Here is an 8,982-nt window from a genome sequence, read left to right as displayed (position 1 = left end):
GAAAGTTGAGGGTTCTCTTGTGTTTTCAGAAATTATGAGTATGTCAGTTTTCTGGTTGTGGCAGCTGACGTGTATTCATCGGGAGTAGCTGCGCTCATCTGTTGATGTGTGAGAAAGTTTCTGAAATAAAGGCGGTATTTGATCAGCCTGTAACTTTCCAGCTGTCGTTTAAAACGAGTGACGGAAAATATCAGTCCATACGCCATACCCCGGATGCGTTTCGAGTTGCAGAACATGGAGTAAAGTTTATTGAGTGTAAACGAGTAGAAGAGTTGCTGGAACTCAGTAAGAAATACCCTGACCGTTATATCTATGACGAAAAGGAACAATGCTTTCGTTCACCAGTGATGGAGAGGAAGCTCGACGGGACTGGTATTGGTTACGTTTATTTCACAGATGCTGATTGTAACCCTCGGTTTCTGGCTAATATCCGTCATCTGATGGATTACTTGCGAAATAGTAAACAGAAAGATATTCCAACTGAAATGGAACGACAGTGTATAAATTTTATTACTAATTCACCGGTCATGGAAATCGGTGAACTTCTGGGTCATCACCCGCAATTAAAGGCAGATAATATTCTGCAAATGGTTGCTGATCGGAGGGTATTTGTTGATTTGGAAAATGACTTACTTTCTGAGCTGGAAACCTGCAAGTTATTTACTTCTGAAGCCAGTTGTCAGGTTTATTCATTAACCAGGGATGCCAAGCCTTCAAACAATTCTCAATTCTTGTCATCGATTAATATTCCCATTTCAGAGGGAATGATTTGTCGTCATGGGGAGCAACAGTGGTTGCTCCAGTCTATTGAGTCATCGAAGCAGACTGTGTTGGTTGAAATTACTGGGGGAAAAAAGACTCAATTGAAACCATTTAAGTTAGAGGATGTCAGAGGTCTCATTCAATCCAGAGAGTTATCGGTTGTTCATTATGAGCAGGAAGAAGATGTGCATACATCGCTTATGCTGTCTGCTAGCGAGGATAATCAAAAAAGAGCTTTGAAACGACATGCTGCTCTGAATCAGTTGATTGCAGGAGATATCAATCGCCATCAGGCTGCACAATATTTAGGGTGCAGTACTCGGACTATTCGACGATATTTGCAACGTCATGGTGAAGGTGTTACTCGCAGAGGCAATGGTTTACCTGAGTTAGTTGATAAAAATCAGGAAAAGGGTAATAGCGAAAGATTCATCGGTGGTAGGTCTCTGGAGCTAGCCAATGATGTAATTGATTCAGAATATCTCTCAGCAAAAAATAAGAATGTTGCAGCTATTCATCGAGATTATGTTCGTCTTTGTAAGGATGAACATATTGAATCAGGCTCTTATAGCTGGTTGAGACGTTTGATTAAATTGGTTGATCTTGGTAAACGAGTTCGTGAACGGGAAGGTCATAAAAAATTCAAAGCAATGATGCCTATCACCACAAGTGATGGAGTAATTGAGAGCAGACGGGGCGCCCGTGCATATGAATATGTCCATATTGATCACACACAACTTGATCAAGCGTTAAAGTTTCCAAATATGAAGCCAGCAAAGCCATGGTTAACGGTTGCTTCAGATTCTTATTCCCGGGATGTACTCGCTGTTTATCTCACAATGAATAGTCCGTCAATTTATTCTGTACTGATGGTTGTTCGGGAATTAATCCAACGGCATGGTCGGTTTCCAGAATCTTTTTGTGTTGATGGTGGAGCAGAGTTTGAAAGCGTCGTATTTGAGCAGTTGTGTGCTTTTTTTTCAGTGACAATTCATAGCCGAAAAAGTAATCCTCGTGGTGGTTCAGCTGTTGAGAGTGTATTCAAGCAGCTCAATGAAGCAGTCATACACGGCTTGACCGGAAATACAAAGCTTATGAAAAATCCACGACAATTAACGTCAAAAGTCAATCCTTTTCAAAATGCACTTTGGGATTTTCAATCTTTGAAGCAGTTACTGGAGGATTATTTTTATGAGCATTACAACAAAACAGAACATCCTGCTCATATGTTGATACCGGATGATGTCCTTGCAGAAAGTTTGATTCTTCACGGTGATCGGGATAATCGGAAAATTGATATTAATGATGAGCATTTACAAATCATGATGCTTCCATACGATAAACATAAACGAACCCGTATTATTCAGCCGGTAAAAGGTGTTGAAAGAAAAGGAAAGTACTATGGGCATGATTTATTCAGTAGCCCTGAATGGTTGGGGCGTGAAGTTGAGATACGTATCGATCCTGAAGATGATTCTTATGTGTATTGCAACCTGAATGGCTGGAAGCGTTGTAAACGAGTGGCTGTTGAGGATCGCTATTATCCGGGGATTGATCGATCAGTAATTACTGAAGCCAGCAGCTTCACCCGGTCTTTTCATTCACAGAAGGCAAGGGCTGAACGCGCTGTACCTATCAACAGGAAAATTGCTGACAAAGAACGGGAGCTTAAAGAACAGCAGGAAGATGAAATGGCAAAGCCATCAAAATCCAAAACTGGCAAAAGGGTTCCTTCGCTGCGTATTGAACCGGGTGTCAATGATATCGATGATTTTTAGTGGTTTTACCGTTCCTTGCAGGTGTGCTTTATCAGAGTTGGGCTTGGTAGTAGCTAAGATCAATCCAGTTTTCATCAAGAAACTATTTCACCTGAAATAGTCGCTTATTTCAAGTTAACAATTACAAGGATTAAGGAAGGTCTGAAATGGCAAAAACTTTACACCCTAACCGAAAATTCGGCGATGACATTCTTCAATTACCCATCACGGACAGGGTTGAATTTTTTGCGGATAAGCAGATTAAACATCAGATCTTGAGTCAAGCCTACGATGAGCTTCTGATGAAGGCTAAAAAAATAGGGGGCGTTGAATTTATCGAGATGGTTGGGCCAACAGGTGCTGGAAAAAGCTGTGCTGCCAGAAAGTTTGTTGAGGATAAATTGGCAGAAAGCCAGGAGTCTATGAAAAATGATCCTCGTATGGTGCCAGTTATTAGTGTGCAATGTCCTGCATCGATTGGCGGTAAATTTGCCTGGGATCCGTTGTTAAAGAGTATTTTAAGGACTGGTGGTGATGCTTTGATTGATAGCGGGAGCTACGCTCTGGAATTTTCGGAGGGAGTCAGCCAGAAAGAAATTTCGAAGTTGTTGCTGAAAGATAACAAGGTCTCTGACTTGGTGGAAGTCATCCAAAACTTTCTATTTCAGCGGCAAGTGAGGTACCTGATTATTGATGAAGCTCAGCATATTATTGATGCCTGCAGAACACCCTTGGAAGCGCTTCAATGTATGGAGCTGCTGAAGTCCCTGGCAAGTTTGAGTGGCTGTATTATTGTCTTGGTCGGAACTTACCGACTGTTGCGCTTTGGTGAAACCAGTGCGCAGCTCGGAAGGCGGTCGGAGATTATCGAGTTGGGGCCTTATCATAGAGGCTCTCAGAAAGACCTTGATCATTTTGCTTATGCCCTTGATGGATTGCTTGCGCGCTATCCCATACGCTTTTCTGATGCTTTGTTTGACAAAGTCAGTGAAATTCATTTGGGCTGCTGTGGCTGTATCGGCATTCTGAAGGACTGGTTGACCAAGACATTGTACAGAACGCTTGAATCTGGTGGGGATTATGTCAGCGTTAAAAGTCTGATGGATAATAGAATGGATCCCCGGGAATTGAACCGGGTTGCCGCAGAAATCAAGATGGGTAAAGATTATTTTTCCAGGGTTACGATGTTCGATGTCGAAGACATGCTGTTGGGTGGGGGAACACAAATTCATAAAAAATCGGGGTCAAGGGGTGTGCAGCGCAAACCCAGTCATGACCCAGTGGGGCCGCAACTATGATGGCAACCTTTCAACAATTACCACGCACTGTTCTGTTTGGTTTGGAGCCAGCTGATGCCGGTGATGGATACATGTTTGAGTCCGTGGGGAGTTATCTGGTTCGGCTGGCCTATGCTCATCGAAAAGCACCGCATCATTTTCTGAGACATTTTCTGAACCCTGTTCTCGGGCAGGGGCAGGTATCCAATGATCTGTTTATAAGTTATGGCTTTTCTGCAATGAACGGCTATCGGCCTAAGGCAGAGGTGTATGTGAGTGCTTTGGCAGTATTTACCGGGCAGCGTGGCGTAGAGTTATTATCCATGTCTCCCTGGAAAACATTGCTGGATTCTATGGGCAAAGGGCTCTTTCATTCTTCAAAAAAATGGTGCCCGGAGTGTCTGTATCAATGGCGTAGTGCGGGGGAGGTTTTGTATGAGCCGTTAATCTGGAGTTTGCAAAGTCTGGAAGCTTGCCCTATTCATCAATGTACTCTGAAAAGTAGCTGTTCAGATTGCGGTGCGAGACAGTATATGGTTCAGCGCGTTTTGCCCGTGGGGTATTGTCCTGAGTGCGGTTCATTTCTGGGTGAACCGAGTGGTGAGGATGACAGGCAGGCACTTTCACAAAAGGAGCTATATCTCTTGGACCTGGTGGCTAGTCGACACCTGGTAATAGAGGGTGTATCACTTCAACAGTTATTGAGAGATGGCATTCGGGTTGTGATGTCAAGGCTGGGTGTGACTTCGACAAAAAAGCTTGAGCAATTACTTTCTTTTTCGAAAGCAACAATCAGTCAGTGGTTTTCTGATGGTAAGCGTGGAACCAGACCGACATTGAGTACCTTGCTGAATTTTTGTGTTGCTGTGCAGGTTAGTCCGGCAGACCTGCTGTTTCACCATAAGCGGATTGACCCGGATGCGAAAATTGCAGAACTGGATGGGCGACAATCATACGATAATGCTGACAAGCTCGATTGGGTTGAGTGTCAGTTAACGAAAATTGTAAATGATCACAGCGAGATCATTTCGGTGAATCAGGTGGCAGAACAGCTCAAAGTTGGGGTGAGTTACCTGCGTTATCACTTTCCGGAAAAAACTGCCGAACTGGTTGCGAAAAATAATGAGCTTCGGGCAAAGCAGCGGAAGGCTCGAAATAAAAGAAAAATTTCGTTGGTTGAGGAAGCCTGTCAGCATTTATTAGATGGCGGTGTTTTTCCTTCCCATAATTATGTGCGGGCAGCCTTGAAAAATGAGTTGAAAAATTTTGGCTTTGGGGAGTTTACTGAAATATGGCGAGAGGTAACTGAAAAGCTGTAAAAATATCCATTCAAAGATTTCCTTTCTGAAATTCCTTTCTGTTTCTCTGTAAGAAAAATCCTGGATATTAACGTGGCTATGGCTTGCACATATTGTGCGGTCATGGGCTATGTCGTTTGGTAAGTTTACAGAATTTTCGTATTTTTCAGGCAGTTATTGGGAAATTTATTTTGCCGAAACTTGTCCGGGAATTTTTCTGAGGAAGTGTCCGCTTTCCTAAGTATTATGAGGGAATCTGAGCAAGAAAATGTCCGCTTTTCTGGAAAGCGTATGTGCAGATAAAAGGATTTGTCGGAGAAGTTGTCCAAACGGACAATATCCGTGATCACGGACAGGAAGGAATAAAACATTAATCATTGGTACCAGTGGTCGGACTCGAACCGACACGCCCGTGAAGGCAACGGATTTTGAATCCGTCATGTCTACCAATTCCATCACACTGGCATTTGATGTTGCTGAGCTTATGTTATCTGTTCGCTGATTTCAAAACTTTTTCTCATCGAGTGAAGAGTTGAGTCTGGCTGGCGAAGTGGCGGTTGCTCAAGTGCGGCGAAGTATATCAAAGAGATTATTGAGATCAAGCAGTTATTGAACAGTGAGAGCAAAAAAGTAAGTTAAGTCCGTAACATGGCATGGGATAGCCCTCCTGACACTTCCTTCGTTTTGCAGTATCCTTCGGTGCTTTTTTAATATGACTGGTTTTTCTGTGCTTTTTTCCCATAAGTGGCGTGGGCTGCTTTTGGGAATGAAGACATTAACCACCGGATTGTCCATGCAAGTCAGTGATTTTGATTTTGATCTGCCCGATGAGCAGATTGCCCGGTTTCCTGCAGAGGATCGTACCGGCAGCCACCTTCTGTGCCTTGATGGTAATAGTGGTGAGGTTAGGCATCAACAGTTTTCTGATATAGAAAGTCTGCTTGAGCCCGGTGACCTGTTGGTGCTGAATAATACCCGGGTGATTCCGGCCCGTTTGTATGGTCAGAAAGAGACGGGTGGCAAAATTGAGGTGCTGATTGAGCGAGTGGAGGAGGATAATCTGGCGCTGGCCCAGGTAAGGGCCAGCAAGTCGCCAAAGCCGGGCGCTGTGTTATTGCTGGCAGATGGCGCGGTGCGTGTTGTTGTGGAAGGGCGTCGGGATTTTCTGTTTATTCTCCGGTTTGAAACATCGGTTTTACCGCTGCTGCTGGAACACGGCCACATGCCATTGCCGCCTTATATTGACCGTGAAGATGGTGATAGTGATCGTCTGCGTTATCAAACGGTGTTTGCGGCAAAGGATGGCGCGGTGGCGGCACCAACGGCAGGGCTTCATTTTGATGAAGCATTGCTGGCGCGTCTTGAGGCCAAAGGCGTTAAGAAAGTATTTGTGACGCTTCATGTGGGTTCAGGAACGTATCAGCCGGTTCGGGTTGAAAAGATTGAAGACCATGTGATGCATGCGGAGTATATCGAAGTTTCTGAGGCCGTCTGTCAGGCGGTGCGGGAAACCCGTGCCAGGGGTAATCGTGTTGTTGCGGTGGGTACCACGTCGGTGCGCAGCCTTGAGTCGGCCTCGGCATCCGGTGAGATTGCCCCGTTCCAGGGGGATTCCAGCATCTTTATTTATCCGGGTTATGAGTTTCGCAGTGTGGATTTGATGGTGACCAATTTTCATCTGCCGCAATCCACCTTGTTAATGTTGGTCAGTGCTTTTGCCGGTCGGGAAAATGTGCTGGCTGCCTATAAAGAAGCCGTTGAGCAAAAGTACCGCTTCTTCAGTTACGGCGATGCCATGTTGCTGACCCGTAAGGTGGACTGATTCAATGAGTTTGACGGGTTGTCGTGCCTCCGCACTCCGTTCGTCCTGAGTGCTGAGCTTGTCGAAGTATCGAAGGACCCATAGGGCCTAAAGGCGGAAACTCCGGACTCTGATAGATCGTGCCAAGCACCCTTCGTCCGTGCATCCTGAGCGGAGCCGAAGGGCGCTCAGGGTGAACGGAGATCGTACACGTCAAACTCATTGAAACCATGTACTAGACACTGTCGAGTTTAATAGAAGGCGTGTCTTTGTAGTTTAAGAGAAAGAGCTATACAAAATTCATGACAAGAGAATGCTTTATGCAGTTTGAGCAGCTGGCTACCGATGGCAAAGCCCGTCGTGGTCGGTTGACCTTTCCCCGTGGCACGGTTGAAACACCATGCTTTATGCCGGTGGGAACCTATGGCACGGTAAAAGGCATGTTGCCAAGGGACATTAAAGAGATTGGTGCAGAAATTATTCTGGGTAATACCTTTCATTTGATGCTGCGTCCGGGCACCGAAATTATTCAGAAGCATGGCGACCTGCACGACTTTAACCAGTGGCACGGTCCGATTCTGACGGACTCCGGTGGCTTTCAGGTTTTCAGCCTGGGCAAGTTGCGCAAAATTACCGAAGAGGGCGTTTCTTTCCAGTCTCCGGTGGATGGTTCCAGGGTGTTCCTGAACCCGGAGATTTCCATGCAGGTTCAGCGTGAGCTGGGTTCGGACATCGTGATGATTTTTGATGAGTGTACGCCGGGTGATGCTAATGAAGAGCAGGCGCGTACCTCTATGGAGCTTTCTCTGCGTTGGGCGGCTCGTTCCAAGGCCGCTCACGGTGAAAGTCCTTCTGCCCTGTTTGGCATTATCCAGGGGGGCATGTTTGAAGAGTTGCGTGATGTGTCCCTGGCAGGTCTGACCGAGATTGGCTTTGATGGTTATGCCATTGGCGGTCTTTCCGTGGGTGAAAGCAAAGAGGATATGATGCGTATTCTCTCCCATATCACCCATAAAATTCCCGAGAGCCATCCCCGTTACCTGATGGGTGTTGGCAAGCCGGAGGATATTGTTGAGGCGGTTCGTCGTGGTGTTGATATGTTCGACTGTGTCATGCCAACCCGTAACGCCCGCAATGGTCACCTGTTTGTCGATGAAGGGGTGATCAAGATCCGCAACTCGGCCCACAAGATGGATGAGCGTCCACTGGAAGAGCACTGTGATTGCTATACTTGCCAGAATTTCAGTCGCTCATACCTGCACCATCTGGATAAGTGTGGTGAGATTCTCGGCTCCATGCTGAACACCATCCATAACCTGCGCTATTACCAGCGGGTGATGGCCGGTCTGAGAGGTGCTATCGAAGAAGGTAAGCTGGAAGCGTTTGTTGCCGAGTTCTATCGCAAGCGTGGTCAGGATGTTCCTGACTGGGGTTGATATTTTCTGGATAGTCCCAACTAACAGTCTGTTCGTGTAAATACGGATAAGGTCCTGGGCTTGATGCTTTTGGAATTGGGCTCCGCCACCGCTTTTGCCCGCTTTAGGCGAAGGGGTGGGTTCCGGACTGGTTGTTTTTCAGGTAAATTGCTGCGTCAACGGTAATAATACGATTAGGAGTATTGGAATGATTCCTTTCATCAGTCAGGCACACGCTGCGGCAGAAGGTGGTGCGGCTGCTGCGGCAGCTGGACCGGGTATGATCGGTCAGCTGGTCATGCTGGGTGGTTTTGTGCTGATCTTCTGGCTGCTGATCTGGCGCCCCCAGAGCAAGCGTGCCAAAGAGCACAAAAACCTGATTGCCGGTCTGGCCAAGGGTGATGAGGTGGTCACCACTGGCGGTATTCTTGGCAAAGTCAGCAATGTAACGGATGAGTTTGTGACCCTGCAGGTTGCCGACAATATGGAACTGAACTTCCAGAAAGGTTCTGTGGCCGCTACCCTGCCCAAAGGTACCATCAAGGCCATCAAGTAAGTTTTAGAAAAGCAGCCTTGTTTGGCTGCTTTCTTTTACCAAATGGACTGTGCCATAGGCCTGAAGCCCGGAAAAGACTTTCCCGGTAAAGGCCGTATAACAATGCCGCTATTGCG

At 46.2% G+C, this 8,982-nt stretch carries 6 protein-coding genes and 1 tRNA gene; 6 read left to right on the top strand and 1 reads right to left on the bottom strand.

The genetic code is table 11. The features are described 5' to 3' along the window. The first annotated feature begins 104 nt into the window (after nucleotides 1-104). The 3 genes from ACO6VE_RS15885 (at nucleotide 105) to ACO6VE_RS15875 (ending at nucleotide 5,115) form a co-directional block, all read left to right on the top strand. Nucleotides 105-2,540: a hypothetical protein gene (locus ACO6VE_RS15885; RefSeq protein ID WP_422462257.1), complete on the top strand. Its 2,436-nt coding sequence runs from the start codon at nucleotides 105-107 to the stop codon at nucleotides 2,538-2,540. A 146-nt stretch (nucleotides 2,541-2,686) separates the two neighbouring features. After that, entirely contained in the window at nucleotides 2,687-3,817 is a 1,131-nt protein-coding gene (locus ACO6VE_RS15880; protein WP_422462255.1) for a TniB family NTP-binding protein, read from the top strand. Then, complete coding sequence (locus tag ACO6VE_RS15875) at nucleotides 3,814-5,115, top strand: TniQ family protein (protein WP_422462253.1); 1,302 nt, start codon at nucleotides 3,814-3,816, stop codon at nucleotides 5,113-5,115. Before ACO6VE_RS15880 ends, ACO6VE_RS15875 begins: the two co-directional genes overlap by 4 nt. Nucleotides 5,116-5,472: 357 nt before the next feature. Here ACO6VE_RS15875 and ACO6VE_RS15870 read toward each other — a convergent pair. Further along, nucleotides 5,473-5,559, bottom strand: a tRNA-Leu gene (locus ACO6VE_RS15870). 328 nt (nucleotides 5,560-5,887) lie between these two features. On the opposite strand from ACO6VE_RS15870, the gene queA reads away from it, so the two are divergent. From queA to yajC, 3 genes are all read left to right on the top strand, one after another. After that, the gene (queA, locus tag ACO6VE_RS15865; RefSeq protein ID WP_422449557.1) at nucleotides 5,888-6,916 is read left to right on the top strand and encodes a tRNA preQ1(34) S-adenosylmethionine ribosyltransferase-isomerase QueA; all 1,029 of its coding nucleotides are present in this window, start codon (nucleotides 5,888-5,890) and stop codon (nucleotides 6,914-6,916) included. 281 nt (nucleotides 6,917-7,197) lie between these two features. Beyond that, the gene (gene tgt / locus ACO6VE_RS15860; protein WP_194246433.1) at nucleotides 7,198-8,331 is read left to right on the top strand and encodes a tRNA guanosine(34) transglycosylase Tgt; all 1,134 of its coding nucleotides are present in this window, start codon (nucleotides 7,198-7,200) and stop codon (nucleotides 8,329-8,331) included. A 187-nt stretch (nucleotides 8,332-8,518) separates the two neighbouring features. After that, a complete protein-coding gene (yajC, locus tag ACO6VE_RS15855) occupies nucleotides 8,519-8,866 on the top strand; it encodes a preprotein translocase subunit YajC (RefSeq protein WP_101746272.1) in 348 nt (115 codons plus the stop codon). Nucleotides 8,867-8,982: the final 116 nt, after the last annotated feature.

Origin of the sequence: Endozoicomonas sp. ALB115 (assembly GCF_049310245.1) — a bacterium.
In the GTDB taxonomy this organism is placed as follows: Bacteria; Pseudomonadota; Gammaproteobacteria; order Pseudomonadales; family Endozoicomonadaceae; genus Endozoicomonas.
The sequence above is the reverse complement of the archived record's forward strand: the minus strand, read 5'-3'. Positions and strand labels throughout refer to the sequence as shown.

Coding starts and splice junctions, on each gene's coding strand:
- ACO6VE_RS15885 (WP_422462257.1), top strand. CDS start 105: ATGTGTGAGAAAGTTTCTGAAATAAAGGCGGTATTTGATCAGCCTGTA.
- ACO6VE_RS15880 (WP_422462255.1), top strand. CDS start 2,687: ATGGCAAAAACTTTACACCCTAACCGAAAATTCGGCGATGACATTCTT.
- ACO6VE_RS15875 (WP_422462253.1), top strand. CDS start 3,814: ATGATGGCAACCTTTCAACAATTACCACGCACTGTTCTGTTTGGTTTG.
- queA (WP_422449557.1), top strand. CDS start 5,888: ATGCAAGTCAGTGATTTTGATTTTGATCTGCCCGATGAGCAGATTGCC.
- tgt (WP_194246433.1), top strand. CDS start 7,198: ATGACAAGAGAATGCTTTATGCAGTTTGAGCAGCTGGCTACCGATGGC.
- yajC (WP_101746272.1), top strand. CDS start 8,519: ATGATTCCTTTCATCAGTCAGGCACACGCTGCGGCAGAAGGTGGTGCG.